Origin of the sequence: Franconibacter sp. IITDAS19 (genome assembly GCF_023079515.1) — a bacterium.
Taxonomy (GTDB): domain Bacteria; phylum Pseudomonadota; class Gammaproteobacteria; order Enterobacterales; family Enterobacteriaceae; genus Franconibacter; species Franconibacter pulveris.
The window spans coordinates 611,469-637,943 of sequence record NZ_JALJCP010000003.1 but is presented as its reverse complement, the minus strand read 5'-3'; the positions used below and the strand labels follow the sequence as shown (position 1 = coordinate 637,943).

Annotated in this window: 28 protein-coding genes and 1 other annotated feature; of the genes, 11 read left to right on the top strand and 17 right to left on the bottom strand. The window is 55.0% G+C overall.

Annotated elements, in window-relative coordinates; translation table 11 throughout:
• Positions 1-356: 356 nt before the first annotated feature.
• The 3 genes from clpB to rluD form a co-directional block, all read right to left on the bottom strand.
• Positions 357-2,930: an ATP-dependent chaperone ClpB gene (gene clpB, locus MT962_RS12745; protein ID WP_024556475.1), complete on the bottom strand. Its 2,574-nt coding sequence runs from the start codon at positions 2,928-2,930 to the stop codon at positions 357-359.
• Between the two features lie 129 nt (positions 2,931-3,059).
• Positions 3,060-3,791: a purine nucleoside phosphorylase YfiH gene (yfiH, locus tag MT962_RS12740; protein ID WP_024556474.1), complete on the bottom strand. Its 732-nt coding sequence runs from the start codon at positions 3,789-3,791 to the stop codon at positions 3,060-3,062.
• On the bottom strand, positions 3,788-4,768 hold the full coding sequence (gene rluD, locus MT962_RS12735) for a 23S rRNA pseudouridine(1911/1915/1917) synthase RluD (RefSeq protein ID WP_024556473.1): 981 nt from the start codon (positions 4,766-4,768) through the stop codon (positions 3,788-3,790). The genes yfiH and rluD overlap by 4 nt, the downstream gene beginning before the upstream one ends.
• A 126-nt stretch (positions 4,769-4,894) precedes the next feature.
• Here rluD and bamD point away from each other — a divergent pair, with 126 nt between their 5' ends.
• A complete protein-coding gene (gene bamD, locus MT962_RS12730; RefSeq protein WP_024556472.1) occupies positions 4,895-5,632 on the top strand; it encodes an outer membrane protein assembly factor BamD in 738 nt (245 codons plus the stop codon).
• Positions 5,633-5,690: 58 nt separating this feature from the next.
• Here bamD and MT962_RS12725 read toward each other — a convergent pair whose 3' ends face one another.
• Positions 5,691-6,902, bottom strand: coding sequence for a lysozyme inhibitor LprI family protein (locus MT962_RS12725; protein WP_281732696.1), 1,212 nt, complete (start codon positions 6,900-6,902; stop codon positions 5,691-5,693).
• Between the two features lie 354 nt (positions 6,903-7,256).
• On the opposite strand from MT962_RS12725, the gene raiA reads away from it, so the two are divergent.
• From raiA to pheA, 3 genes are all read left to right on the top strand, one after another.
• On the top strand, positions 7,257-7,595 hold the full coding sequence (gene raiA, locus MT962_RS12720; RefSeq protein WP_024554297.1) for a ribosome-associated translation inhibitor RaiA: 339 nt from the start codon (positions 7,257-7,259) through the stop codon (positions 7,593-7,595).
• A 97-nt stretch (positions 7,596-7,692) separates the two neighbouring features.
• Positions 7,693-7,818, top strand: a sequence feature (Phe leader region).
• Positions 7,694-7,741, top strand: a complete 48-nt coding sequence (pheL, locus tag MT962_RS12715) for a pheA operon leader peptide PheL (protein WP_121497579.1) — start codon at positions 7,694-7,696, stop codon at positions 7,739-7,741. It overlaps the preceding feature by 48 nt.
• A gap of 20 nt (positions 7,819-7,838) precedes the next feature.
• Positions 7,839-8,999, top strand: a complete 1,161-nt coding sequence (pheA, locus tag MT962_RS12710; protein WP_024556470.1) for a bifunctional chorismate mutase/prephenate dehydratase — start codon at positions 7,839-7,841, stop codon at positions 8,997-8,999.
• 15 nt (positions 9,000-9,014) lie between these two features.
• Here the strand turns inward: pheA and MT962_RS12705 are convergent, their stop codons facing one another.
• The 3 genes from MT962_RS12705 to aroF all read right to left on the bottom strand — a co-directional run bounded on the left by MT962_RS12705 (position 9,015) and on the right by aroF (position 12,181).
• Positions 9,015-9,902, bottom strand: coding sequence for an SMP-30/gluconolactonase/LRE family protein (locus MT962_RS12705; RefSeq protein ID WP_247365762.1), 888 nt, complete (start codon positions 9,900-9,902; stop codon positions 9,015-9,017).
• A gap of 76 nt (positions 9,903-9,978) precedes the next feature.
• The gene (gene tyrA, locus MT962_RS12700) at positions 9,979-11,100 is read right to left on the bottom strand and encodes a bifunctional chorismate mutase/prephenate dehydrogenase (protein WP_024556468.1); all 1,122 of its coding nucleotides are present in this window, start codon (positions 11,098-11,100) and stop codon (positions 9,979-9,981) included.
• Positions 11,101-11,110: 10 nt separating this feature from the next.
• A complete protein-coding gene (gene aroF / locus MT962_RS12695; RefSeq protein WP_024556467.1) occupies positions 11,111-12,181 on the bottom strand; it encodes a 3-deoxy-7-phosphoheptulonate synthase AroF in 1,071 nt (356 codons plus the stop codon).
• 270 nt (positions 12,182-12,451) lie between these two features.
• On the opposite strand from aroF, the gene MT962_RS12690 reads away from it, so the two are divergent.
• Positions 12,452-12,826 (top strand): DUF2799 domain-containing protein, encoded by a 375-nt coding sequence (locus tag MT962_RS12690; RefSeq protein WP_048887670.1) that lies wholly within the window; start codon positions 12,452-12,454, stop codon positions 12,824-12,826.
• A 32-nt stretch (positions 12,827-12,858) separates the two neighbouring features.
• Here MT962_RS12690 and MT962_RS12685 read toward each other — a convergent pair whose 3' ends face one another.
• The 7 genes from MT962_RS12685 to ffh form a co-directional block, all read right to left on the bottom strand.
• A complete protein-coding gene (locus MT962_RS12685) occupies positions 12,859-14,235 on the bottom strand; it encodes a PepSY-associated TM helix domain-containing protein (RefSeq protein WP_247365761.1) in 1,377 nt (458 codons plus the stop codon).
• 66 nt (positions 14,236-14,301) lie between these two features.
• Positions 14,302-14,736 (bottom strand): DUF2946 domain-containing protein, encoded by a 435-nt coding sequence (locus MT962_RS12680; protein ID WP_348773186.1) that lies wholly within the window; start codon positions 14,734-14,736, stop codon positions 14,302-14,304.
• A 154-nt stretch (positions 14,737-14,890) separates the two neighbouring features.
• Positions 14,891-15,238: a 50S ribosomal protein L19 gene (gene rplS / locus MT962_RS12675; protein ID WP_002914145.1), complete on the bottom strand. Its 348-nt coding sequence runs from the start codon at positions 15,236-15,238 to the stop codon at positions 14,891-14,893.
• 47 nt (positions 15,239-15,285) lie between these two features.
• On the bottom strand, positions 15,286-16,059 hold the full coding sequence (gene trmD, locus MT962_RS12670; RefSeq protein WP_024556463.1) for a tRNA (guanosine(37)-N1)-methyltransferase TrmD: 774 nt from the start codon (positions 16,057-16,059) through the stop codon (positions 15,286-15,288).
• A 32-nt stretch (positions 16,060-16,091) separates the two neighbouring features.
• Positions 16,092-16,640: a ribosome maturation factor RimM gene (rimM, locus tag MT962_RS12665; RefSeq protein WP_024556462.1), complete on the bottom strand. Its 549-nt coding sequence runs from the start codon at positions 16,638-16,640 to the stop codon at positions 16,092-16,094.
• An 18-nt stretch (positions 16,641-16,658) separates the two neighbouring features.
• Positions 16,659-16,907 (bottom strand): 30S ribosomal protein S16, encoded by a 249-nt coding sequence (gene rpsP, locus MT962_RS12660; RefSeq protein ID WP_024556461.1) that lies wholly within the window; start codon positions 16,905-16,907, stop codon positions 16,659-16,661.
• Between the two features lie 254 nt (positions 16,908-17,161).
• The gene (gene ffh / locus MT962_RS12655) at positions 17,162-18,523 is read right to left on the bottom strand and encodes a signal recognition particle protein (protein WP_024554765.1); all 1,362 of its coding nucleotides are present in this window, start codon (positions 18,521-18,523) and stop codon (positions 17,162-17,164) included.
• A 163-nt stretch (positions 18,524-18,686) separates the two neighbouring features.
• On the opposite strand from ffh, the gene MT962_RS12650 reads away from it, so the two are divergent.
• A complete protein-coding gene (locus MT962_RS12650; protein ID WP_024560046.1) occupies positions 18,687-19,478 on the top strand; it encodes an inner membrane protein YpjD in 792 nt (263 codons plus the stop codon).
• A 27-nt stretch (positions 19,479-19,505) separates the two neighbouring features.
• Positions 19,506-20,795, top strand: coding sequence for an HlyC/CorC family transporter (locus tag MT962_RS12645; protein WP_024560045.1), 1,290 nt, complete (start codon positions 19,506-19,508; stop codon positions 20,793-20,795).
• A gap of 53 nt (positions 20,796-20,848) precedes the next feature.
• On the opposite strand, the gene grpE is transcribed toward MT962_RS12645, so the two are convergent.
• A complete protein-coding gene (gene grpE / locus MT962_RS12640; RefSeq protein ID WP_024559492.1) occupies positions 20,849-21,436 on the bottom strand; it encodes a nucleotide exchange factor GrpE in 588 nt (195 codons plus the stop codon).
• A 122-nt stretch (positions 21,437-21,558) separates the two neighbouring features.
• Here grpE and nadK point away from each other — a divergent pair, with 122 nt between their 5' ends.
• From nadK to bamE, 3 genes are all read left to right on the top strand, one after another.
• Positions 21,559-22,437: an NAD(+) kinase gene (gene nadK, locus MT962_RS12635; protein WP_024559493.1), complete on the top strand. Its 879-nt coding sequence runs from the start codon at positions 21,559-21,561 to the stop codon at positions 22,435-22,437.
• An 86-nt stretch (positions 22,438-22,523) separates the two neighbouring features.
• Positions 22,524-24,185 carry a DNA repair protein RecN gene (recN, locus tag MT962_RS12630; RefSeq protein ID WP_247365760.1) on the top strand — a complete coding sequence of 554 codons (1,662 nt, stop codon included), beginning with the start codon at positions 22,524-22,526 and terminating at the stop codon, positions 24,183-24,185.
• Positions 24,186-24,428: 243 nt separating this feature from the next.
• A complete protein-coding gene (gene bamE, locus MT962_RS12625) occupies positions 24,429-24,773 on the top strand; it encodes an outer membrane protein assembly factor BamE (RefSeq protein WP_024554293.1) in 345 nt (114 codons plus the stop codon).
• 152 nt (positions 24,774-24,925) lie between these two features.
• On the opposite strand, the gene MT962_RS12620 is transcribed toward bamE, so the two are convergent.
• Positions 24,926-25,225, bottom strand: a complete 300-nt coding sequence (locus tag MT962_RS12620) for an RnfH family protein (RefSeq protein WP_024559495.1) — start codon at positions 25,223-25,225, stop codon at positions 24,926-24,928.
• The gene (locus tag MT962_RS12615; RefSeq protein WP_024559496.1) at positions 25,215-25,652 is read right to left on the bottom strand and encodes a type II toxin-antitoxin system RatA family toxin; all 438 of its coding nucleotides are present in this window, start codon (positions 25,650-25,652) and stop codon (positions 25,215-25,217) included. Before MT962_RS12615 ends, MT962_RS12620 begins: the two co-directional genes overlap by 11 nt.
• A 150-nt stretch (positions 25,653-25,802) precedes the next feature.
• Between MT962_RS12615 and smpB the strand changes: the two genes are divergently transcribed.
• Positions 25,803-26,285 (top strand): SsrA-binding protein SmpB, encoded by a 483-nt coding sequence (smpB, locus tag MT962_RS12610; RefSeq protein WP_024559497.1) that lies wholly within the window; start codon positions 25,803-25,805, stop codon positions 26,283-26,285.
• Positions 26,286-26,475 lie beyond the last annotated feature (190 nt).

Here is a 26,475-nt window from a genome sequence, read left to right as displayed (position 1 = left end):
AAGATATCGCAGCCCTGAGTGCCCACACAGATTGTCTGACAAATTGTTAAAGAGCAGTGCGACGCGGCATTCAGCCTGCCGTCGCGAGGTGGCGTATATTACGCTTTCCTCTTTCAGAGTCAACCCTTAACTTCAGGATTTTTTCTCTTCCGACTCACCGTCGCTGTGTGATGTTGTTCACCAGCGCCGTGTCGATGGAGGCGCATTATAGGGCCTGTTTTCAGGCTGACAAGTAAAAATTAGAAAAAACTTATCGCCCGCTTCTTTTTCAATCATTGCGCTGAAAAGATCGTCATCATCGCCTGGTTTTCAAACAAAAACGAGCCCCGCAGGGCCCGTTTTTATCATTTTGCGATTTACTGCACAGCTGCAATCTTCTCGTCCTTAACCACCAGCTCAATCGTTTTGCCAGGAATCAACTCTCCGGACAAAATCTGCTGCGCCAGCGGGTTTTCGATCTGCTGTTGAATAGCGCGCTTCAGCGGGCGCGCGCCATAGACAGGATCGTAGCCATTTTCGCCAAGCAACCGCAGCGCCTCGTCGGAGATATGCACAGCATAGCCTCGCTCCTCCAGACGTTTATAAAGACGTTGCAACTGGATCTGCGCTATCGAGGCGATATGACGCTGACCAAGCGGATGGAAAACCACTACCTCATCTATACGGTTAATAAATTCAGGACGGAAGTTATGGCTAACCACACCCAACACTAAATCCTTCATGCTGGCATAGTCCAGTTCGCCGAAACGTTCCTGAATCAAGTCAGACCCCAGGTTTGACGTCATAATGACAACCGTATTGCGGAAGTCGACCGTTCTGCCCTGCCCATCCGTCAGTCGTCCATCGTCCAGCACTTGCAACAGAATGTTGAAGACATCCGGGTGAGCCTTCTCGACTTCATCCAGCAGGATAACGGAATATGGCCGACGGCGTACCGCTTCCGTTAAATACCCGCCCTCTTCATAACCGACATAGCCTGGAGGCGCACCGACCAGACGAGAAACAGAGTGTTTCTCCATGAATTCCGACATGTCGATACGCACCATTGCATCGTCGCTATCAAACATAAAGTTAGCCAGCGCCTTACACAGCTCCGTTTTACCCACACCAGTCGGCCCCAGGAAGAGGAAGGAGCCAATCGGACGGTTCGGGTCGGAGAGCCCAGCACGGCTGCGGCGAATCGCATTTGAAACCGCTTCGACGGCTTCATCCTGGCCGATCACGCGATGGTGAAGCTCCTGCTCCATACGCAACAGCTTCTCGCGCTCACTTTCCATCATTCGGGAAACAGGAATACCGGTCCAGCGCGCCAGCACTTCTGCGATTTCCGCATCGGTGACTTTATTGCGAAGCAGGCGCATGGTTTTCCCTTCCGACTGCGTTGCCGCCGCCAGCTGTTTTTCAAGCTCCGGAATTTTCCCGTACTGAAGCTCGGACATCCGCGCCAGGTCGCCTACGCGGCGCGCCTGTTCAATCGCGATTTTAGCCTGCTCCAGTTCCGCTTTAATGGTCTGTGTACCCGAAAGGGAGGCTTTTTCCGCTTTCCATTCCTCTTCCAGCCCAGAGTATTGACGTTCTTTATCCGCCAGTTCTTCATTCAGCATATCAAGGCGTTTTTTACTCGCCTCGTCTGATTCTTTCATCAGCGCCTGCTGTTCAAGCTTCAGCTGGATAATACGACGGTCGAGGCGGTCAAGCTCTTCCGGCTTCGAGTCAATCTGCATGCGGATGCTGGATGCCGCTTCGTCGATAAGGTCGATGGCTTTGTCCGGCAACTGGCGATCCGAAATGTAGCGATGCGAAAGCGTAGCCGCCGCGACGATAGCCGGGTCGGTTATTTGCACATGATGGTGCAGCTCATAACGCTCTTTCAGCCCACGCAGGATAGCGATGGTGTCTTCAACCGTCGGCTCCGCCACAAACACTTTCTGGAAACGGCGCTCCAGCGCAGCGTCTTTTTCAATATATTGACGATATTCATCAAGCGTAGTAGCGCCCACGCAGTGCAGCTCGCCGCGGGCCAGCGCCGGTTTTAACATGTTGCCGGCATCCATGGCGCCATCGGCTTTGCCTGCGCCAACCATAGTATGCAACTCATCGATAAACAGAATGACGTTGCCTTCCTGTTTCGAAAGGTCGTTCAACACGCCTTTCAGGCGTTCTTCAAACTCGCCGCGGTATTTCGCCCCGGCCACCAGCGCGCCCATGTCCAGCGCCAGCACGCGACGACCTTTTAACCCTTCCGGCACTTCACCGTTAACAATACGCTGCGCCAGACCTTCCACGATGGCGGTCTTACCTACCCCCGGCTCGCCAATCAATACCGGGTTATTCTTGGTACGGCGTTGCAACACCTGAATAGTGCGTCGAATCTCTTCGTCGCGGCCAATTACCGGGTCAAGTTTGCCCTGCTCGGCGCGTTCAGTAAGATCGACGGTATATTTTTTCAATGCCTGACGTTGGTCTTCAGCACCCTGATCGTTCACGCTTTCGCCTCCACGCATTTGATCAATAGCCTGAGTAACAGAAGCGGTGGTCGCACCGGCGTTTTTCAGCAAATCCGCAAGCGTGCCGCGCGATTCCAGCGCCGCCAGAACGAAAAGCTCTGACGAGATAAAATTGTCGTTCCGCTTCTGCGCCAGCTTATCGCACAGATTCAATACGCGGACGAGATCCTGAGAAGGCTGCACATCGCCGCCTGTGCCCTCAACCTGCGGCAGACGATTCAGCGCTTGCTCAATAGCGGTGCTCAACTGGCCTGCATTCACGCCAGCTGAAGTCAACAAAGGACGCACGGAGCCGCCTTCCTGATTGAGCAACGCGCTCATCACATGAAGGGGTTCGATAAATTGGTTGTCGTGCCCAAGAGCGAGAGACTGGGCATCGGCGAGGGCGAGTTGGAACTTATTAGTAAGACGATCCAGACGCATAACTCCTCCCATAACAGGTCAAAATTGCTACTGGAGATTAAATGAGGTCATCCCTCAATTATTCAAGGTGAGTGACCTGAAATATAAGAGGTTTAAGTTACGCGTACTGGATCGTCTTGATTCAATAGGTTATATCAGCCAAATAAAACTTGCCATACGACCCGTGGTTCTGTCGCGGCGATATGAGAAAAAATCGCGCTTTTCAGTATATGTACAGCGATCGCCGCCGTAGATGTGCTTAACGCCGACGTTAGCCAGCCGCTGCCGCGCCAATTGATAAATATCAGCCAGGTATTTGTCAGCTAAAGGACGAAACGCGCGCTCCGCCTGGGCATCTTTTTCCATAAACGCTTCACGCACTTCAGGCCCCACTTCAAACGCCTGCGGGCCAATGGCAGGTCCAAGCCAGGCCATGATGTTTTGCGGTTCATCCTGAAAACAGGCCACCGTTTCTTCCAGTACGCCTTCGCATAATCCGCGCCAGCCGGCATGCGCCGCCGCCACTTCTGTAGCGCTTTTATTACAGAACAAGACGGGCAGGCAATCCGCCGTCATCACCGCGCACACCGTGCCTGCTGTATTGCTGTATGATGCATCTGCCCGCTTAGAAGCGTAAGGCTCGCCGGTAAGCTTTAACACCGTCTTGCCGTGCACTTGTTCGAGCCAGACGGGTTTAGAGGGGAAATTTGCCGCCTCATAAACGCGTCTGCGGTTCTCTTCGACATGCGTCAGATCATCGCCGCAATGCGCGCCCAGGTTAAGAGCGTCCCACGGAGACAGGCTTACGCCGCCGACTCTTGTGGTGCTGCATGCCGCCACGCCTTCAGGCAACGGCCACTGCGGGATAATCAATTTGCTCATAACCAGTCCACTTGATCTTTGTGCGTTTCGAAATCGGCGCGCAGCGCTTCGATCAACTCCACCATATCCTGCGGAATAGGCGCATGCCATTCCATCATAATGCCGCTGATGGGGTGATAAAGACGCAGCATCGTGGCGTGAAGCGCCTGACGGTCAAAACTACGCAACGCCTGAATGAACGCCTCAGAGGCGCCTTTCGGCGGTCGAGGACGGCCGCCGTAAAGCTGATCGCCCACCAGCGGATGGGTGATATGCGCCATATGAACGCGGATCTGGTGCGTGCGGCCTGTTTCCAGGCGCAGACGCAGACGGGTGTGAATACGGAAATGTTCCATAATGCGATAATGCGTCACCGCAGGTTTCCCCATCGGATGCACCGACATATGGGTACGCTTGGTGGGATGGCGGCTGATAGGCTCGCTCACCGTACCGCCTGCGGTCATATGACCAATCGCCACCGCTTCGTACTCGCGCGTAATTTCACGCAATTGCAGCGCTTCAACCAGCCGGGTTTGCGCCGGAACGGTTTTTGCCACCACCATCAGACCCGTGGTGTCTTTATCCAGACGATGGACAATGCCTGCGCGCGGCACATCAACAATCGGCGGATAATAGTGCAGCAATGCGTTCAGCACCGTGCCATCGGGGTTGCCTGCGCCCGGGTGGACGACAAGGTCGCGCGGCTTGTTGATAACCAGGATATCTTCATCTTCATAGACGATATCCAGAGGAATATCTTGCGGCTCAAAACGCGCTTCCTCTTCGATTTCAGCATTGATGGCGACACTCTCCCCACCCAACACTTTCTCTTTCGGCTTATCGCAAATTTTGCCGTTGACCAGCACGCGTTGGTCCAGAATCCATTCTTTTATGCGTGAGCGCGAATAATCCGGGAACAATTCAGCCAAAGTCTGATCTAAGCGTTGGCCGAGTTGTTTTTCGGACACCGTTGCGGTGAGTTGTACTAGTTGTGCCATATACAGCTTCTTCGTTAACGTTGGGTTTTACGGCTTTGCCGTTTAATATAGTGTGCTATTGTAGCTGGTCTTAATCGGGAGCTGGAACAGAACCTCCCGCAAACATCTGAGGAAAGTCAAATAGTCATGACGCGCATGAAATATCTGGTGGCAGCCGCCACGTTGAGCCTGGCTTTGGCGGGTTGCTCCAGTTCTAAGGACGAGGTTCCTGATAATCCGCCTTCGGAAATCTACGCGACTGCTCAGCAAAAGTTGCAGGACGGTAACTGGAAAGCGGCGATAACGCAACTGGAAGCGCTGGATAATCGCTATCCATTCGGCCCTTACTCCCAGCAAGTGCAGCTTGATCTGATTTATGCGTATTATAAAAACGCCGATCTGCCGCTGGCGCAGGCCGCTATTGACCGTTTCATGCGTCTCAATCCGACCCATCCTAACATTGATTATGTTATTTACATGCGCGGTTTGACTAATATGGCGCTGGACGACAGTGCGCTGCAGGGATTCTTTGGCGTTGACCGCAGCGACCGCGATCCGCAGCACGCCCGCGACGCCTTCCGCGATTTCTCAAAACTGGTGCGCGGCTACCCTCGCAGCCAGTATGTTACCGACGCCAGCAAACGCCTGGTCTACCTGAAAGACCGCCTGGCGAAATATGAGCTTTCCGTGGCCGAATATTATACCCGCCGCGGCGCCTGGGTGGCGGTTGTTAACCGCGTAGAAGGCATGCTGCGTGATTACCCGGATACTCAGGCGACCCGTGAAGGCCTGGGGCTGATGGAAAATGCCTACCGCGAGCTTCAGCTCAACGCGCAGGCGGACAAAGTCGCGAAGATCATTGCGGCCAACAACAGCGGTTCCTGAAACCTGTCGTCACAGGAAAAGCCAGCCTGCGGGCTGGCTTTTTTATGGGCGCTCCGCGCTACTCTCCAGTCCAGCCTGAGCCGTCAATAAACATCATTCGGTCAGCCAGCCACTGGTTTACAATATTATCCGCGCCTTTACGTCCATTTTCAGCCGTCCAACCCAAATCGTTCTGTAGCCATTCAGCGGTAGCCTTACGGGCGGGCTCAATCGCTGCGAGCGCTCGCTCGCGCTGCGCTTTGGGCCAGATTTTTTCATCTTTCCAGTTCTGGATTTCCGCCACCGGGCTTTCGTTTTTACCCGGTTTTTTCGTCATCGTCAGGTAATCTTCCGGCGCCACGGTTACGTGTAAATCAAAGATGCGCCAGTCGGCATAGCTCGCGTACTGGATAGTCCCGGCATCCTGGCTGACCTTCGCCAGCACATCTGAAAAAGCGTTATCTAATGTAGTCCAGGCCGGATTATCGAAAATCACATCCTGCGGCTTACAAACCGGCGCGCTGCCATCGCGGGAAGAACCATACATTCCGCCAAAGGCGGTATAAGCCACGTCGCCATGAGCCTTGAATATAAAGCAGTGCACATAAGGCCGGTCGTCGTCATCGTCGTACTGGTAATCAACACGCTCGATATTCATACGCAGCAGCGTCAATACCTTGCGATCCGCGCTCTCTTTAGGATCGCTGTCGATGTCTTTCATCACCGAATAAGCAAAATCATCGTCTCGCAACCCTTCAAGCGCCATCTGATGATATTTATGCGCTTCCTGCGCCGTCACGCCGCTTGCCGGAACAAAATGGTTCAGGTAAACCAACCATGCCGACGCGAGCGGCGTCTGGTATTGCCGCAATTTATCGGCAGCATTAACGGGAGAGTCAGGGATCAGACTTACAGCCGCATCAAAATCGCTGGCGGCCCGATGATGAATGTCTTCAAGCGCCGTTGCGCGCGCTTTCATTATGGGCTCCAGGCAAGCTTTAAGGTCGCCGGAATTATTTGCACAGGCATTACGCTTTTTAAGCCACGCGCGCTGCTCAGTACGCAAAGCGGAAGCCTGACCGACCGGCAGGTCAGCCATAGCGCGCACGTAATAGTTATCGATCCGGCCATCAAGTTCATTCAACGCCGGGGTATTGCAGATAGCATGTTCGATACCACTGCCAGCCTTTGCGCAGTCGAATGAAGCGGCGAAAGCAGGTATAGCACCGCAGGCAAACGTAAAACAGACAGCAAGCCGACAAATCGCTGTGAGTCGTAAGGGCGTTCTCATAGTTATCCTTTTTAAGTTTTATATCCGCCAGCTTCAGGCGAGCGTTACCCCGCCATTATTACTGAATCGACGTTTTTCGTGGAGCACCAGGAAAAGGTAAGCGGGAAAAATGTTTAAAAAACAGGCAATACAAAGAAGTGGATGAAAAAAGAACAGACAAGCCGGGAGTGTTAACTCATCAACTATGACCGCTTTCGCCACAGGCCACAAGTTCTAAATGCCCCCTTCCTGTCCTGCCTCACAAAAGCGCTGCATTGACAAAAAGTGACAAAATTAAGTGATCTTAATCACACAAATTGACACCCGAAGCGGTATGCTGAAGTTACCAAGACGGAAAGACAAGAGGTAAGATTTATGACAATGAACATTACCAGCAAACAAATGGATATCACCCCGGCCATCCGCCAGCATGTCACCGACCGTCTCGCCAAACTTGATAAATGGCAAACGCATCTGATCAACCCACATATCGTTTTATCAAAAGAACCGCAGGGTTTCGTCGCCGATGCGACTATCAATACCCCTAACGGGCAGCTTGTCGCCAGCGCAAGGCATGACGATATGTATACCGCCATTAATGAACTCATCAACAAGCTGGAGCGCCAGCTAAATAAAGTGCAGCACAAAGGAGAAGCGCGTCGCGCCACCACCTCAGTGAAAGATGCAAGCTTCGTTGAAGCAGAAGAAGAGTAAACTCAACCGCTCCAGTAACGCGCCTCAGGGCGCGTTTTTTATTGACAGAACAAAAACGGTGCAGGTACTTTACCTGTAGCCCTACACAGGAATCTTTGATGAAACTTCTACCGTTCTTCTTCGCTTTCTTTTTTACCTTCCCCTGAATGGGAGGCGTTTCGTCGTGTAAGAAAACAAGCGAAGACGAACTGACAGGCCTCCCAAAACGGGAGGCCTTTTTTATGGATAACGAAAAGGTGCGTTATGACTGCGGAAAACCCGTTATTAGCCCTGCGCGATAAGATAAGCGCTCTGGATGAACAACTGCTGGCGCTACTGGCTCAGCGTCGCGAATTGGCAGTGGAAGTGGGTAAAGCGAAACTTGCCACCCACCGTCCGGTACGTGATATCGATCGCGAGCGCGATTTGCTGGAGCGGCTTATCGCGCTGGGCAAACCGCACCACCTTGATGCGCATTACATCACCCGGCTTTTCCAGTTGATTATTGAAGACTCCGTTCTTACCCAACAAGCGCTGCTGCAACAACATCTTAACAACACCAATCCGCACTCCGCCCGCATCGCGTTTCTCGGCCCGAAAGGCTCCTATTCTCACCTTGCTGCGAGGCAGTACGCCGCCCGCCATTTCGATCACTTCATCGAAAGCGGCTGCGCCAAATTCCAGGAGATTTTCAATCAGGTGGAAACAGGCCAGGCAGACTACGCCGTCGTGCCGCTGGAGAACACCAGCTCGGGAGCCATTAATGATGTTTACGATTTGCTCCAGCACACCACGCTCTCTATTGTTGGCGAGATGACGGTACCGGTCGACCATTGCGTGCTGGTCGCAACCTCAACGGACCTTGCGCAAATCGACACGGTTTACAGCCATCCGCAACCGTTCCAGCAGTGCAGCCAGTTTATTAACCGCTATCCGCACTGGAAAATTGAATATTGCGAAAGTACCGCGGCGGCGATGGAAAAAGTCGCACAAGCTAAATCGCCTCGCGTTGCAGCGCTGGGCAGCGAAGCAGGCGGCGCGCTATACGGTTTACAGGTACTGGAGCGCAACCTGGCAAACCAGACGCAGAATATCACCCGCTTTGTGATACTGGCCCGCAAGGCGATCAACGTCTCGGAACAGGTTCCGGCGAAAACGACCCTGCTGATGGCGACAGGTCAACAGGCGGGCGCGCTTGTTGAAGCGTTGCTGGTGCTGCGCAACCATAACCTGATTATGACGCGTCTGGAGTCGCGCCCGATCCACGGTAATCCATGGGAAGAGATGTTCTACCTGGACATTCAGGCCAACGTGAAAGAAGCCGCCATGCAGCAGGCGCTCCGCGAACTGGCGGAAATCACCCGCTCCATGAAGGTGCTCGGCTGTTATCCGAGCGAGAATGTGGTGCCGGTCGACCCGGCCTGACAGGCCTGGCGACGGTTATATCGCTTGAGAAGCCGTTTCTTTAAACTTCGGCTTCTCAATGCCTGCCACCTCGACCTCAAGCGTAAAAATAGCGCCAGAAAGCGGACGCTCCGCCAGCTCCTGCGGCTCCATGTTTTCACGGGAAGTGGTGATAAACAGCGTTTTCATGTCCGGGCCGCCAAAGCAGACCATTGTCGGGCAGCGCACCGGCAGCCGATATTCCGCCAGTTGTTCACCCTGTGGTGAAAAGCGGGCGATACGCCAGCCGTCATAAAGCGCCGTCCAGTAGCACCCCTCTTTATCTATTGCGGCGCCGTCGGGGCCCCCTTCTCCTTCAGCAAAGCGCTTAAATATTTCGCGCTTGCCCGGCTCGCCCTGCTCATCCAGCGGTGTGCGATAAATGACTGCGTTTGGCGTATCCGAGGTATACATCCAGTCTCCCTCTTCCGTGAAGGCCAGGCCATTCGCTCCCAGAATGTCGCTATGAATGACACGGGGCTTAAGATTGTGATCCACCCGCACCAGCAGCGCGCCGTTATAATCGCCCGGGGCCCAGAAAGTGCCCGCGTAGAAACGCCCTGCGCGGTCGGTGCCGCCGTCGTTAAAGCGCGCCAGCGCCGGGTTACTGGGGTTGTCACAAACTTTATGGGCCAGCGCGCCATGTTCATCGGTAAGCCAGATGGCGTTGCGCAGCGCGACAATAAAGCCGCCCTTTTCACGCAGCGCAAAACAGCCCACCTCTTCAGGAAACTTCCAGACACGGTGCTCTGCGCTTTGCAGATGATAGCGATGGATCTCTTTCGAATTGATATCGGTCCAGTAAAGCGCCTGTTCTTCCGCATCCCAGGTTGGACCCTCCGGCAGCTCGCCGGTGTAGTCAAATAACGGTTTCGGTTCTGTCATGTCAGCCATCCTTTTGTCGCCATGAAAAAAGCCAGTGAGTTTTCTCACTGGCTTTTGAGTATAAGTCGCTTTTGGCTTACTGGCGGCTGTCGTTGGCCTGGCGCAACAGCGTGCGGCTTTCACTCTGGAACCGCTTCGCGTAATCACCGAACCAGTGCTCAACTTTACGGAAGCTATCGATAAAGGCCTGTTTGTCGCCCTGTTCTAGCAGGCCGATGGCCTCGCCAAAACGCTGATAGTAACGCTTGATAAGCGCGAGATTAGTGGGCGACGACATAATAATATCGGCGTATAGCTGCGGATCCTGCGCAAACAGTCGACCCACCATCGCCAGCTCCAGCCGGTAAATAGGCGAAGAGAGCGACAGCAATTGTTCCAGTTGTACATTTTCTTCCGCCAGATGCAGGCCGTAAGCAAACGTAGCGAAATGACGAAGCGCCTGAATGAACGCCATGTTCTGATCATGTTCAACGGCGCTGATGCGATGCAGCCGCGCCCCCCAGACCTGAATTTGCTCAAGGAACCACTGGTACGCTTCCGGCTGACGGCCATCGCAGTAAACCACGACCTGTTTAGCGAGGCTGCCGCTGTCCGGGCCAAACATCGGATGCAAGCCGAGCACCGGTCCCTGGTGGGAAGCGAGCATCGCCTGCAGCGGGCCATTTTTCACCGATGCGAGGTCGACCAGAATACAGTCTTCCGGCAGCGCAGGCAGCTTAGCGATAACCTGTTCCGTTACATGAATCGGCACGCTGACGATAACCATGCCGGCATCCGCCAGCAACGCTTCGGCGCGCGGCCAGTCTTCTTGCTCCAGAATGCGTACTTCATAACCTGAAAGCGTCAGCATCTTTTCAAACAGACGCCCCATCTGGCCGCCGCCGCCAACGATTACCACCGGGCGCAACGTCGGACAGAGAGTTTTAAAACCTTTATCATTTTCGCTGGAGTATGACTCGCGCATTACGCGCCTGAGCACATCTTCAATAAGGTCAGGCGGTACGCCAAGGGCTTCCGCTTCATGACGACGCGAGGCGAGCATAGAGGCCTCGCGCTCCGGCACATAAATCGGCAGCCCATAACGGCTTTTCACTTCGCCGACTTCCGCTACCAGTTCCAGCCGGCGCGCCAGTAACCCCAGCAGCGCCTTGTCCACTTCATCAATTTGATCGCGCAGGGCGGTCAATTCAGCCACCATAACTAACCTCTTATACGAGACGCGCCGCCAGCGAGCCGTCCAGATCCTGATGAATTTCGCGTAGCAGCGCTTCGGTGGTTTCCCAACTGATACAGGCATCCGTTACCGATACGCCGTATTTCATCTCGCTGCGCGGCTGCTCAGAAGACTGATTGCCTTCATGCAGATGACTTTCAATCATCAGGCCGATAATAGAGCGGTTGCCGTCTTTAATCTGCGCCACGGCGGATTCCGCCACGCCTGGCTGGCGACGATAGTCTTTATTGGAGTTGCCATGACTGCAATCTATCATCAGCGCCGGACGCAGTCCCGCCTGCTCCATCTCTTTTTCGCACTGAGCGACATCCGCCGGGCTGTAGTTAGGCGCTTTGCCGCCGCGCAGAATCACATGACCGTCCGGGTTACCCTGGGTTTGCAGCAGACAAACCTGGCCTGCCTGGTTAATGCCGACAAAACGGTGCGGCATAGCGGCGGCGCGCATGGCGTTGATGGCTGTCGCAAGGCTGCCGTCAGTGCCGTTCTTAAAGCCGACCGGCATAGAGAGACCGGACGCCATTTCACGGTGGGTCTGAGACTCCGTAGTGCGTGCGCCAATCGCCGACCAGCTAAACAGGTCGCCCAGGTATTGCGGGCTATTCGGGTCAAGCGCTTCGGTCGCCAGCGGCAGACCGAGGCTTACCAGTTCGACCAGCAAACGACGGGCGATTTTCAGCCCGCCTTCTACATCAAACGAGCCATCCATGTGCGGATCGTTAATCAGCCCTTTCCAGCCCACGGTAGTACGGGGTTTTTCAAAATAGACGCGCATAACCAGGTAAAGCGTATCGCTGACCTCTTCCGAGAGGGCTTTAAAACGACGAGCATAATCAATCGCAGCTTCAGGATCGTGGATCGAGCAAGGTCCACAAACCACCAGCAGACGCGGATCGCGACCGGCGATGATATCGGAGATCGTCTGACGAGACCGGGCTATCTGCGCTTCCTGATCGGCGGAGAGCGGGAATTCGGCTTTCAGTTGATCGGGAGTGATTAACACCTGTTCATCGGCGATATGTACGTTATTCAGCGCGTCTTTTTGCATGATGGCGATCCTTAGTTTGCTCGTTGCGATAGTCGTTACCCTAACGGGTGAAAACACCATATCATACAGAGTAAAGATTTCAACACGTAATTCGTAAATTAATCGTTACACAAGCCGATTATAAACGAAAATATCTGGCTAAATATGGAAAGATAATATTACAGCAACCAGGCGAATATCATCAGGTACGAGGCCGGGCCGTAAGATCCGGCGAGAAACGCAGCGGCAAGCTATGCTGAAAGTAACAATATGAAATAAGGATACATTCCCGTGCTGCGTATTTTACCCGCATTGCTTCTGGTATTGCTTACCGGCTGTCAGGTCGATCCTTACACGCACGCCCCGGCGCGCGGCGCCACCGACTGGTATCAGGCTGGTTTTGAAGACGCCACGGCAGGCGCACAGAAGAAAAACGACGAGACCCTTGCCGCTAACTTCAACGATAAGAAAGTCGATCGCCAAGCCTACCTGCGAGGTTATGCCAGTGGTCAGGAAAAAATCTGTCAGCCCGATCTGCTTTATGCCTGGGGCCTCGCCGGGAAAATTTTCCCGACGGGGTGCGACGACGTAGATACGGCGCCGCAGTTGCGCCAGCAGTGGCAAAAAGGGATGGATGAAGGCGTGAGCGCGTCGCGGCTTAATTAATTACGCCCTGCCAGGCAACAGGGCGTTATTGATTAGCCGTTTGAGCTGGCAAGACGGCGTTTTTGCCCCTGCCAGCGCACGATATCTACGATAAAGAACAACAGCAGGCTTACGCCCATCACCGGCAGCGCAAAACCGAGCAGCAGCGCAATAAGCAGCGTCGTTGCTCTGCCCGCGCCGCCAAGCGAAAGCCATGCTTCGCTCAGCGTCGCCGCCGGGCTAACCTGCGCCCCTGCGGGGCGACGCAGCCACCACAGGCGGTATCCCATGACGATGGCGAAACACAGCCCGATACCGAATGCGATTAGCGCCAGTTGGTTCGGCAAACCAAACAGCACACCCATATGAAAATCGACGCCCCAGCGGGTGAGCTTCGCCATTAACGGGAAATCTGCGAACCGGGCTTCATCCACCACCTGTAAATGCGCGGCATCGATGGCGACGGCATCCACCTGCGTTGGCCAGCGGCGATCCACTTCTGTTACCGTCCACGCCTGCTGCGCTTCGCGAGGCGGCCGGATTTCCACTTTCGCAGCATCGATTCCCGCACGACGCGCCGCTTCCAGCACCGCATCTATCCGCGAGGCGTCTGTCTTCGGCGACATCATCGCAGAAGTATGGTGCATATGATGTTCAGCATGCGGATCGGCGAGCGCCGTCTCTCCTGCTGCAAGCGCAGTGCTTACCTGCGGCGTCAGCCAGCCCATAGCGGCGCGAAGCTTGTCCACGTTTGCGCCTGCCCACTGCGACCATGTCAGCCCGGTCGCTGAGAAGAGCAGCAACCCCGCCAGCAGAAGCCAGCCGAGCGTAATGTGCAGGCGTCGGGTCTTAACAAAGGCGTTTGCTTTTGCAGCACGCTGTGGCCGTTTCGGACGCGTCAGCCACCACAGGGCGATGCCGCCAGACGCCGCCACCCACATCCAGGATGCGGCAAGCTCGCTGTAGACTCGCCCCGCATCACCCAGCAGTAACGAACGATGCAGATAATCAATTCGCTGACGCAGCGGCAAAATGCCGCTGGTGCCGTAGACCGTCATGTCGCCTTTCACCGCAAGCGTTACCGGATCGATGAAAATTCCCCGCGTTTCGGAAGCACCGAGCGTGGGGTCGGCAAACATTACGCGCGTGGTTTCGCCAGGCTCAGAAGCAGGACGAATAGCATAAAGGCGCAGCGTTTCGCCGGTAGCCTCTTGAGCCGCAGCCACCTGCCGGGCAAGCGGCTGCGCCTCTCCCTGCGCATCGCTGTATAAAGCGGAAGCGTAAACCGCGTTTTCCAGTTGCGGGGTTGCCACATAGAGCGTGCCCGAAAGCGCGGCGACAAAGATAAACGGGCCGATGAACAGCCCAATATAGAAATGGAACCGGCGCAGCAGGGTAAGCCAGGCCGCGCGTGCAGATGAGGTTGTCATACTTTTCCTTAGGTAAAATGAAGCCTCGCCTTTTCGCACCAGCGGCGCAAAAAGTGTCGTAAGGGATCAGGAAAAAGCAGGCAGCCGCGGCGGCGCGCGGGTATGGGGACGGGACCAGGGCGTAAACAGCCAGAGCGGCTCAGCCCTGATGACACGCCGGATAACGCGCTGGCGCAGCCAGCCGAAAACCAGCAGCATGGCAAGCAGAATAAGCCCCGGCACATGCGTCAGCAGTACGCAGTAACCGCACGCTTCGGCGTGGTCAATATGCGATGTTAGCGGGCCATCACTATTCATGGCGTGCAATGGCATCTGCGACAGGTCGTGGTGCATCATCATGCCCGACATTTCAGGCACCTCATGATGCATCATGCCAGGCATGTTGTTAGCGGCATTCTTTTGCAAGGTGACGGAGATAAGCGGCGCAACAACAATCAGCGCCATGGCGAATAAGGCCAGCCATGCTGCACGAAGCGATGTTGTGGGTGAAAGAGAATGCACGCGTCTGTCGTCTCCCGAAAAACAGGGCGCTAGTGTAACGGATTTATAACTCAAAGGTTAAGCGTGAAGAGACTGAGCATGAACAGCATACGGATAATAAAAAAGGCCTGGCAGATGCCAGGCCTTTTTAACTGGGATGTCGCGAAAGCGAATCTTAGTTAAGACGCTCTTTGATACGAGCAGACTTACCGGTACGCTCACGCAGGTAGTACAGTTTAGCTTTACGAACGGCACCACGACGTTTAACAGCGATGCTGTCAACAACCGGAGAGTGAGTCTGGAAGACACGCTCAACGCCTTCGCCGTTGGAAATCTTACGAACAGTGAATGCAGAGTGCAGACCGCGGTTACGAATAGCGATAACCACGCCCTCGAATGCCTGCAGACGTTTTTTGGAACCTTCAACAACCCATACTTTCACTTCCACGGTATCACCCGGACGGAAGGAAGGTACGTCCTGCTTCATCTGCTCTTGTTCAAGTTGCTTAATAATGTTGCTCATAATTTAATCTCTTATCCTGGGTAAACTGATGTTTTGGGAGGCGGCGATTACGCTTCGCCTTGCCCATCATGTTTATGTTGCTGTTGCGTATGTTCCCGCTGGAACTCCGCCAGCAACCTTGCTTGCTCTTCAGTCAGAGCCAGGTTTTCCAGAAGTTCAGGTCTTCTAAGCCAGGTGCGGCCCAGCGACTGCTTCAGACGCCAGCGACGTATCTCGGCATGGTTGCCCGACAGTAATACCGCCGGAACTTCCATCCCTTCCAACACTTCAGGTCGGGTATAGTGCGGGCAATCCAGCAACCCGTCGGCAAAGGAATCTTCCGTCGCCGAAGCCTCATGTCCCAGCACTCCCGGTATAAAACGGGCGACCGAGTCAATCAGCGTCATTGCTGGCAGCTCGCCACCGCTGAGTACGTAATCACCGATTGACCATTCTTCGTCAATTTCGGTCTGGATCACGCGCTCATCTATCCCTTCGTACCGGCCGCAAACCAGAATTAACTTCTCGTTTGTCGCCAGTTCGCTGACGCCAGCTTGATCAAGCTTGCGTCCCTGAGGTGAAAGATAAATCACCTTCGCGCCTTCGCCCGCCGCGGCTTTCGCTGCATGGATGGCGTCCCGCAAGGGTTGCACCATCATCAGCATCCCCGGTCCGCCGCCGTAAGGACGATCGTCCACGGTACGGTGCCGGTCATGCGTGAAGTCGCGAGGACTCCAGCTGTCGATGCTCAGCAGGCCATTTTTTACTGCCCGGCCAGTTACCCCGTAATCGGTAATCGCGCGGAACATCTCAGGAAACAGGCTAATTATGCCAATCCACATAGCGCCGTCTTATTACCGTATTGTCCGGAGGTTCAAAAACCAGGATCCCAATCTACTTCGATAGTACGAGTAGCGAGATCGACTTTCTTGATAACCTGCCCATCGAGGAACGGAAGAAGCCGCTCCTTGATACCAAACGCATCTTTCAGGTTTGCCTTGATGACGAGGACGTCATTCGACCCGGTTTCCATCATATCGACGACTTTACCAAGGTCGTAGCCTTCCGTGGTGATAACCTGGCAACCCATAAGGTCTTTCCAGTAGTAATCACCCTCTTCAAGCTCCGGCAACTGCGAGGAATCCACGACAATTTCGCAATTGGTCAGTAGATTCGCGGCATCCCTATCGTCAACGCCTTTCAGCTTGATGATGAGATCCTGATTGTGGTGCCGCCAGCTTTCCAGCTCGACTTGCTGCCACTGACCCGCCTTCTGGATAAACCAGGGCTGATAGTCAAAAATGCTTTCGGCGTCTTCGGTGGAGGAAAACACTCTGAGCCAACCACGGATACCGTAAGTAGAACCCATTTTCCCCAGCACTACCGGTTCAACAGGCGCTTTCGCGGTCTCTTGCTTGCTCATCATGACCACCGTGACAGATTAAGCTGCTTTTTTTGCTTCTTTGATCAGCGCGGCAACGCGATCGGAAAGGGTAGCGCCCTGGCCAACCCAGTGCTCGATACGATCCAGGTTCAGGCGGGTGCCTTCTTCTTTCTCGTTAGCGATCGGGTTGAAGAAACCAACGCGCTCAATGAAGCGGCCGTTGCGTGCATTGCGGCTATCAGTAACGACAACCTGGTAGAACGGACGCTTTTTAGCGCCGTGACGTGCTAAACGAATAGTTACCATAACATCCTCTTGTGTGAATAAAACACCGGGCCCCATCGAGGAACGGAGCCCGGCGTCATATTAAAAGCCCGAAAATTTTACTGATTTCTGCGGAAAAAGCAATCTACTTATGTGGCGCGTGTTTTAACGGCGCTGAAGGCCGTCGGCGGTGCAGGCAGTCTGGCGACGGCGTGCGCGCAGCCACCGGAGCGTACACGCATTACGTGAGGATGGCGAGCACGCCCCGACGTCAGAATGGCAAACAAGCCAGGCCGTTAGCGCCCCGGGAATCCTGGGGGCATCATGCCTTTCATCCCGCGCATCATTTTCGCCATTCCGCCTTTCTTCATTTTCTTCATCATGCGCTGCATGTCGTCGAACTGCTTAAGAAGGCGGTTCACATCCTGCACCTGCATACCGCAGCCAGCGGCGATGCGGCGCTTGCGGGAGCCTTTGATGATGTCCGGGTTGGCGCGCTCTTTGAGCGTCATGGAACTAATGATGGCTTCCATACGCACCAGCACTTTGTCATCCATCTGCGACTTCACGTTATCCGGAATCTGTCCCATGCCCGGCAGCTTGCCCATCAGGCTCGCCATGCCGCCCATGTTTTTCATCTGCTTGAGCTGCTCAAGGAAGTCGTTCAGGTCAAAACCGTCGCCTTTCTTCAGCTTATTGGCGAGCTTCTCCGCCTGCGCGCGGTCTACTTTGCTTTCGATATCTTCGATAAGCGACAGCACGTCGCCCATACCAAGGATACGCGAGGCGATGCGATCGGGGTGGAACGGCTCCAGCGCTTCGGTTTTCTCGCCCACGCCGAGGAACTTAATCGGCTTGCCGGTGATGTGGCGAATGGAGAGCGCCGCGCCGCCGCGGGCGTCGCCGTCCACTTTGGTCAGCACCACGCCGGTCAGCGGCAGCGCTTCGTTAAAGGCTTTCGCGGTGTTAGCGGCGTCCTGGCCGGTCATGGCGTCGACGACAAACAGAGTCTCTACCGGTTTAATGGCGGCGTGAACCTGCTTGATTTCGTCCATCATCGCTTCGTCTACGTGCAGACGACCGGCGGTATCCACCAGCAGCACGTCATAGAACTTAAGCTTCGCCTCTTTCAGCGCCGCGTTAACGATATCCACCGGCTTTTGCGCCACGTCGGAGGGGAAGAAATCCACGCCCACCTGCTGCGCCAGGGTTTCCAGCTGTTTGATCGCCGCCGGGCGATAAACGTCGGCGGAGACTACCATCACCTTTTTCTTCTGCTTTTCGCGCAGGAACTTGCCGAGCTTGCCGACGCTTGTGGTTTTACCGGCGCCTTGCAGGCCCGCCATCAGCACCACGGCGGGCGGCTGCGCGGCCAGGTTCAGGCTCTGGTTCTCTTCGCCCATCGCCGAAACGAGTTCGCTGCGCACGATTTTGACGAATTCCTGACCCGGGGTCAGGCTCTTGTTAACTTCATGGCCCACCGCTTTTTCTTTAACGCGGTTGATGAAGTCGCGCACGACCGGCAGCGCGACATCCGCCTCCAGCAGCGCCATGCGCACTTCACGCAGGGTCTCTTTGATGTTGTCTTCAGTCAGGCGTCCGCGGCCGCTGATATTGCGCAGCGTGCGCGACAAACGGTCAGTTAAATTATCAAACATTCTCTTTTGCCTAAGGGATAGCTTAAGGCCGCCGCAGCGACACTGATTCAGATTGTGGCGGAGTATAACATGAAGCAGCCCTGCATGTGATGCAACGGTTGGAGCGCGCGTCACGTAACGCTATACTGCTTTTCTTTCTTTGTCTTCGAATGACGAACCTTATATGCCTGTCTTTGCACTGCTGGCGCTTGTAGCCTACTCCGTCAGCCTGGCGCTGATTATTCCCGGTCTGTTGCGGAAAAACAGCGCATGGCGTCGGCTCGCCATCCTTTCCGCCGTCATTGCGCTTATCAGCCATGCGCTGGCGCTTGAGGCGCGGATTTTTTCCACCCACGACGGCGGCCAAAATTTAAGCCTGCTTAACGTTGGTTCGCTGGTCAGCCTGATGATCTGTACGGTGATGACCATCGTCGCCTCGCGAAACCGCGGCTGGCTGCTGCTGCCGATTGTCTACGCCTTCGCGCTGATAAACCTGGCGTTCGCCACCTTTGTTCCTAATGAGTACATCACTCATCTGGAAACCACGCCAGGCATGATGGTGCATATCGGCCTGTCGTTGTTCTCTTACGCCACGCTGATTATCGCCGCGCTCTATGCCTTCCAGTTGGCCTGGATAGATTACCAACTAAAGAATAAAAGGCTCGCGTTCAGCGCTGATATGCCGCCGCTGATGACCATTGAGCGCAAAATGTTTCACATCACTCAGGTCGGCGTGGTGCTGCTGACGCTGACGCTCTGCACCGGTCTTTTCTATCTGCATAATCTGTTTAGCGTAGAAAATATTGATAAGGCGGTGCTGTCTATCCTCGCCTGGTTTGTCTATATCATCCTGCTGTGGGGGCACTATCATGAAGGGTGGCGCGGTCGCCGGGTCGTGTGGTTCAACGTCGCGGGCGCCGCTCTGTTGACGCTCTCCTATTTTGGCAGCCGTGTGTTGCAGCAATTCGCTGGCTGAGTTTTAAACCGTTAAAGGGAAGGCCTTTTGGAACACATCTCAACCACTACGCTCATTGTCACGCTTATCGTGATGGTAGTGGTCTCCGCTTATTTTTCCGGTTCTGAAACCGGCATGATGACCCTCAACCGTTACCGCCTGCGCCACCTTGCCAAACAGGGCAATCGCGCGGCGAAACGGGTTGAGAAACTGCTGCGTAAACCGGATCGCTTAATCAGCCTCGTGCTTATTGGCAATAACCTGGTAAATATCCTCGCCTCGTCGCTGGCGACCATCGTCGGCATGCGTCTGTATGGCGACGCCGGCGTCGCCATCGCCACCGGGGTGCTCACTTTCGTTGTGCTGATTTTCGCCGAAGTGCTGCCGAAGACCATCGCAGCGCTCTACCCCGAGAAAGTAGCCTTTCCAAGCAGCTTCCTGCTTGCCCCGCTGCAGGTTCTGATGATGCCGCTGGTCTGGCTGTTTAACGTCATTACGCGCTTATTAATGCGTATGGTCGGCATCAAAACCGATAACGTGGTAAGCGCAGCGCTCAGTAAAGAAGAGCTGCGCACCATCGTTAACGAGTCGCGCTCGCAAATCTCGCGTCGTAATCAGGACATGCTGCTGTCGGTGCTGGATCTGGAAAAAGTGAGCGTGGACGACATCATGGTGCCGCGCAATGAAATCGTCGGCATTGATATCAACGACGACTGGAAGTCGATAGTCCGCCAGCTCACCCACTCGCCTCACGGGCGTATCGTGCTTTATCGCGATTCGCTGGACGACGCCATCGGCATGCTGCGCGTGCGCGAAGCCTGGCGCCTGAGAAACGAGAAAAAGGCGTTTTCCAAAGAGATAATCCTGCGCGCCGCCGATGAAATTTACTACGTGCCGTCCGGCACGCCGCTCAGCATCCAGCTGGTAAAATTCCAGCGCAACAAAAAGAAAGTGGGTCTGGTCGTAGACGAGTATGGCGATATTCAGGGGCTGGTGACGGTAGAGGATATTCTTGAAGAGATTGTCGGCGACTTCACGACGTCAATGTCGCCTACCCTCGCTGAAGAAGTTACGCCGCAAAATGACGGTTCAGTGATTATCGAAGGCAGCGCCAATATTCGTGAAATCAATAAAGCCTTTAACTGGCATCTGCCGGAAGAAGAGGCGCGCACCATGAACGGCATGCTGCTCGAAGCGCTGGAAGAGATCCCTGCCGTCGATACGCGGGTGCGCATCAAAAAGTACGATATCGATATTCTCGACGTGCAGGAAAACATGATTAAGCAGGTGCGCGTCACGCCGGTGAAGCCGCTGCGGGAAAGCGTGGAAGAGAAGTAAAGCGCAGAAATGCAAAAGGCCAGTCCGCAGACTGGCCTTTTTTTGCATGAAGGTTATGCCTTCGCCACCGTCACCATTGCAGCGCGAATGGTACGGCCGTTCAGGGTATAGCCTTTTTGCATAACGGCAGCGACATGGTTTGGCGCAACGCCTTCCGCGTCCACCATGGCGATAGCCTGGTGAACGTTCGGATCCAGCGGCACGTTAGTTTCGGCAATTACTTCCACGCCGAACTTACGCACCACGTCGAGCATGGATTTCATGGTCAGCTCAATACCTTCGACCATAGCGGCCATATCGGTATTGTTTTTATCCGCCACTTCCAGCGCGCGGTCGAGGCTGTCGATAACCGGCAGCAGCTCGTTCACGAACTTCTCCAGCGCGAATTTATGCGCTTTCTCGATGTCCTGCTCGGTACGACGACGCAGGTTTTCCATCTCAGCTTTTGCGCGCAGTACGTTCTCGCGCTCGCGATTCTGAACTTCTGCTAACTGGGCCTCCAGATTAGCAATCTGTTCATCGCGCGGATCCACCTGCTCAGCCGCTTCAGCGGATTCCACCGTCTCCACCTCGTCATGCTGTTCCGTGATGATTTCTTCCGGGGCTTGCCCGTCAGGCGTTTTCTGTTCTTTACTACTCATGAAATTCTCCGCGTTTTTTTGCATTCATATCGCTAACTTCGCTTATTATGGGGATCAGTTTGCCGGTTTCAAGGGAACACGACAGATTGTCATGCCCTCCGTCACTAAGGACCTTCACGATAATGAATACCCCTTTTAAATGCATAGGTATTGTCGGACATCCGCGTCACCCCACCGCGCTCACCACGCATGAGATGCTCTGGCGCTGGCTTTGTGAAAAAGGGTATGACGTTATCGTTGAACAGCAAATCGCACAGGAACTCAACCTGCATAATGTGAAAACCGGCACGCTGGCGGAAATCGGGCTGCTGGCGGACCTTGCGGTTGTGGTGGGCGGCGACGGCAATATGTTAGGCGCGGCCCGCGTGCTGGCGCGCTACGACATCAAAGTTATCGGCATCAACCGCGGCAACCTGGGTTTTCTTACCGACTTAGACCCGGACAACGCTCAGCAGCAGCTGGCGGACGTGCTTGAAGGGCGCTATATCAGCGAAAAACGGTTTTTGCTGGAAGCGCAGGTGTGCCAGCAACACTGTCCGAAACGCATTAGCACCGCCATTAATGAAGTGGTGCTGCACCCGGGTAAAGTGGCGCACATGATCGAGTTTGAAGTCTACATTGATGAAAAGTTTGCCTTCTCCCAGCGCTCCGACGGCCTGATAATCTCTACGCCAACCGGTTCAACCGCCTATTCGCTCTCAGCGGGCGGTCCTATCCTCACGCCCTCGCTGGATGCCATTACGCTGGTGCCAATGTTTCCGCATACGCTCTCTGCGCGCCCGCTGGTCATCAACAGCAGCAGCACTATCCGCCTGCGCTTTTCCAATATGCGCAGCGACCTTGAAATCAGCTGCGACAGCCAGATAGCCTTGCCCATACAGGAAGGCGAAGATGTTTTTATCCGGCGTTGCGACTACCACCTGAATTTAATTCATCCAAAAGACTACAGCTATTTCAATACGTTAAGTTCTAAGCTCGGCTGGTCAAAAAAATTATTCTGAAACGAGCCCGAGCCACTTTACTGTATATAAAACCAGTTTATACTGTACGCAAATACAGCTCTGTTGTTTTATACAGGAAGGTGGCTATGCTGGCTCAACTTACCATCAGTAATTTCGCAATCGTACGCGAACTGGAAATCGATTTTCAGTCTGGCATGACGGCGATCACCGGCGAAACCGGCGCAGGGAAATCCATCGCGATTGACGCGCTCGGGCTGTGCCTTGGCGGTCGTGCGGAAGCGGACATGGTGCGTCAGGGCGCCAGCCGCGCCGATTTGTGCGCGCGCTTCTCGCTGAAGGATACGCCTGCCGCGCTGCGCTGGCTGGAAGAGAACCAGCTGGAAGATGGTAGTGAGTGTTTGCTTCGCCGTGCGATCAGCAGCGACGGCCGCTCCCGCGGCTTTATTAACGGCACCGCCGTGCCGCTGTCGCAGCTGCGCGAACTCGGCCAACTGCTTATCCAGATTCACGGCCAGCATGCCCACCAGCTCCTGCTTAAACCTGAGCATCAGAAAACCCTGCTGGACGGCTACGCCGGCGAGATGGCGCTGACGCAGCAGATGTCCGCCGCCTATCGTCAGTGGCACCAGAGCTGCCGCGATTTAGCGCTGCATCAACAGCTGAGCCAGGAGCGCGCCGCCCGTGCGGAACTGCTGCATTATCAGTTGAAAGAGCTGAACGACTTTAACCCGCAGGCGGGGGAGTTCGAGCAGATCGACGAAGAGTATAAACGCCTCGCCAACAGCGGCCAGCTGCTTTCCACCAGCCAGCAGGCGTTGCACTTGCTTGCCGATGGCGAAGACGCCAATCTGCAAAGCCAGCTTTACAGCGTGCGTAATCTGGTTACCGAGCTTATTGGTATGGACGAGAAGCTTTCCGGCGTGCTCGACATGCTGGAAGAAGCGGCGATCCAGATAACGGAAGCAAGCGACGAGCTGCGCCATTACTGCGACCGTCTGGATCTCGACCCTAACCGTCTGTACGAGCTGGAGCAGCGCATTTCACGTCAGATTAACCTGGCGCGCAAACACCACATTGCGCCGGAAGAGCTGCCAGCCTTCCACCAGAAGCTGCTGGATGAGCAGCAACAGCTGGATGACCAGGCGGATTGTCTGGAGACGTTAACGCTTGCCGTAAACAACCATCATCAGCAGGCGATGAAGGTGGCGCGTCAGCTTCACGAAAGCCGCGTCGCCTACGCGCGCGAACTGAGCGGGCTGATTACCGAAAGTATGCACTCACTTTCTATGCCGCACGGCAAGCTGACTATCGACGTGGCTTTTGAAGAAAACCACCTGACGGCGGAAGGGGCGGATCGCATCGATTTCCGCGTCTCCACCAATCCCGGCCAGCCGCTGCAGCCGCTGGCGAAAGTTGCCTCGGGCGGTGAGCTTTCCCGTATCGCGTTGGCCATTCAGGTGATCACGGCGCGTAAGATGGAAACCCCGGCGCTGATTTTCGATGAAGTGGATGTCGGCATCAGCGGGCCGACCGCAGCGGTCGTCGGCAAGCTGCTGCGCCAGCTCGGTGAATCGACGCAGGTAATGTGCGTGACCCACCTGCCGCAGGTTGCGGGCTGTGGCCACCATCACTTCTTTGTCAGCAAAGAGACCGATGGCGCCATGACCGAAACCCATATGCAGCCGCTCGACAAACGCGCGCGTCTGCAGGAGCTGGCTCGACTGCTCGGCGGCAGCGAAGTAACCCGCAACACGCTGGCGAACGCCAAAGAGTTGCTGGCGGCCTAATCACTTTCTGATAAAAACGCCCTTTCTGAACCATAAACCCGGCAGCAACCTGCCGGGTTTCGCTTAAAAAAAGAGCAAACCGTCTCTTCAGACCGCGTTTACGGCGAAATTACCTCAACTTTTTTTCACCGTCAGGGTCATAGTGAAGCGCCTTAAGGTTTTAAACTGACGGAAGGTTTATTATCATCGGCAAATTATGTATGAGCCGCGTGCTGCTCGGGCCCGAAAAGGAATCTACTCACTATGCGCTGTAAAACGCTGACTGCTGCCGCAGCGGTCCTTCTGATGTTGACCGCAGGCTGTTCCACTCTGGAGCGAGTGGTTTACCGCCCCGATATCAACCAGGGGAACTATCTGACCCCAACCGACGTTTCTAAAGTCCGTATCGGTATGACGCAACAGCAGGTTGCTTATGCTCTGGGCACGCCGATGATGAGCGACCCGTTCGGCAGCAACACCTGGTACTACATTTTCCGCCAGCAGCCAGGGCATGAAACCGTCACTCAGCAGACCCTGACGCTGACCTTCAACAGCAACGGCGTACTGACCAATATCGACAATAAGCCGAAGCTGGACGGGCAGCGCTAAGCGCCTTCTCGCCGGAAAACAAAAAAGGTGCCTGAGGGCACCTTTTCTTTTACTCACCTTTAGCCTGAAGCGTATTTCCGACCTGGCGTGCCAGCCCGGCTTTCTCGCGACTGGCGAACCCGTCGGGAAAGCGCTAATCAGCGGCGTAAGGCTTAATCAGGTTTATTTTGCGCCGACTTTTCTGCGCGCTTGCGGCGCAGCTCTTTCGGGTCCGCAATCAGCGGCCGGTAAATCTCCACCCGATCGCCATCGTTCAGCGTGTCGGTTAGCTTCGCCGGGCGGCTGTAGATCCCTACTTTGTTCTTTTTGAGATCGATATCCTCTCGCAGCTCCAGCAGGCCGGAAGCCTGAATAGCCTGTTCGATGGTCGCCCCCTCTTCCAGCGTCAGCTTACGCAGATACTGTTTTTCCGGCAGCGCATAAACGACCTCAACGCGGATCTCAGCCGGCACGGTAAACCTCTTTGGCGCGGTTAGTGAACGCTTGCACCATGTTAGAAGCGAGTTCTTTGAAGACGCGGCCGAAGGCAAGCTCGATGAGCTTATTGGTAAACTCGAAGTCGAGATGAAACTCTATCTGGCAGGCGCTTTCGGTCAGCTCGGTGAACTTCCAGCCACCCATCAGCTTCTTGAATGGGCCGTCCACCAGCTGCATCAGAATGCTCTGGTTACTGGTCAGCGTATTGCGGGTGGTGAACGTTTTGCTGATGCCCGCTTTAGAGACATCCACCGCCGCCGTCATCTGGCCAGGCGTGGCTTCCAGCACGCGACTTCCCACGCATCCGGGGAGAAACTCCGGGTAGGATTTCACGTCGTTCACTAACTGATACATCTGCGCAGCGCTGTAAGGCACCAGAGCAGTACGACTAATTTGTGGCATAGCGATTCCCGTAAGTCATACAACCTACAAATAATAACATTTATCACCGGTTAAACAAAAACTCGCCGTCAGGCATGCTAAGATAGCCGTTTGCCGCCCCCACCGGATGGGGTGCCTTTTTTTACCGAATTACCTATACTGAGCAGCACTATGACGAAGAAAAAAGCACACAAACCCGGCTCAGCCACGATTGCGCTCAATAAGCGCGCCCGCCATGAATATTTCATCGAAGACGAATACGAAGCGGGTCTCGCCCTTCAGGGGTGGGAAGTTAAATCCCTGCGCGCTGGCAAAGCGAACATCGGCGACAGCTATGTCATCATGAGAGATGGCGAAGCCTACCTGTTCGGCGCCAACTTTACGCCGCTCAGCGTCGCCTCCTCCCACGTGGTTTGCGACCCAACGCGCACCCGTAAACTGCTGCTGAACCAGCGCGAGCTGGATACCCTGTACGGCCAAATCAACCGCGAAGGCTACACCATCGTCGCGCTCTCCCTCTACTGGAAGAACGCCTGGTGCAAAGTGAAGATTGGCGTGGCGAAAGGGAAGAAACAGCACGACAAACGCTCGGACCTGAAAGAGCGCGAATGGCAGCTGGATAAAGCGCGCATAATGAAAAACGCCGGGCGGTAAGCCTGCGCTTCTGGCAGTAAAAAACCGGCGAAAGCCGGTTTTTTTATGGGCGTGTTATAAGGCGTGTCGCAGATGAATCCTGCTTGCAGGAAGCCGCAGGCAAGCCCCGCCTGACCCTAAATTGAGCAAGTGAGATACACCACCAGCCCCTCCCCGGTCCCCTACACAAGGGAGTGAAAGAGAAAACCCG